The sequence below is a fragment of the Vibrio sp. 704 genome (assembly GCF_033339295.1).
On sequence record NZ_JAWOUH010000183.1, the window covers coordinates 1 to 935 of the forward strand.

General features: G+C 48.9%; 1 protein-coding gene. It reads left to right on the forward strand.

What is annotated here, in order from left to right:
• Positions 1-935, forward strand: a 935-nt coding sequence (locus tag R7R24_RS25340) for a TRAP transporter permease (protein ID WP_318119861.1), incomplete at both ends; no start/stop codon positions are given.

The following is a 935-nucleotide window of genomic DNA, read 5'->3' on the forward strand; positions in this document are numbered from 1 at the left end:
ACGATCGCGCTACTCATCGCCTACGTCGGCCTCGTAAAAATTTCTGCGAACCACATGAAAGATGGCGCAATTGAGATTGATGCGGAACTGACTGAAGTGCCAGATCCGGGTCCTACAGTGAAGTCTGGCTTACACTACCTGCTACCTATAGTGGTACTGGTTTGGTGTTTAACAGTAGAGCGCTTCTCACCTGGCTTATCAGCATTTTGGGCAACCGTCTTTATGGTCTTCATTTTGCTAACACAACGCCCTCTGATGGCGTTACTTGCGAAAGAAGGCGACCTAGTACAGCAAACCAAAGAGGGTTTTGTTGATCTTGCTGAAAGCTTGGTGGCTGGTGCTCGTAACATGATCGGTATCGGTGTCGCAACAGCGGCGGCAGGTACGGTTGTTGGCGTTGTGACACTAACTGGTATCGGCTTGGTGATGACGGACTTTGTTGAGTTTATCTCTGGCGGTAGTGTCATCCTAATGCTGCTGTTTACTGCAGTTATCAGTCTGATTCTCGGTATGGGTCTGCCTACCACAGCAAACTATATTGTAGTATCAACGCTAATGGCGCCAGTTATCGTAACGCTCGGTGCGGCGCACGGTCTTATCATTCCACTGATTGCGGTGCACTTGTTCGTGTTCTATTTCGGTATTCTCGCCGATGATACACCACCGGTCGGTCTGGCTGCCTTTGCCGCTGCAGCAATCGCGAAGTCCGATCCAATTCGTACCGGTATCCAAGGCTTTACCTACGATATTAGAACCGCCATTCTGCCATTCATGTTTGTTTTCAATACCCAATTATTGTTGATGGGTATCGATTCTTGGTGGCATTTAGCACTCACGGTAATCTCTTCCATCATTGCGATGCTGATCTTCTCTGCCGCTACGCAGGGATGGTGGCTGACTCGTAACAAGTGGTGGGAAACCGTCCTATTATTAGT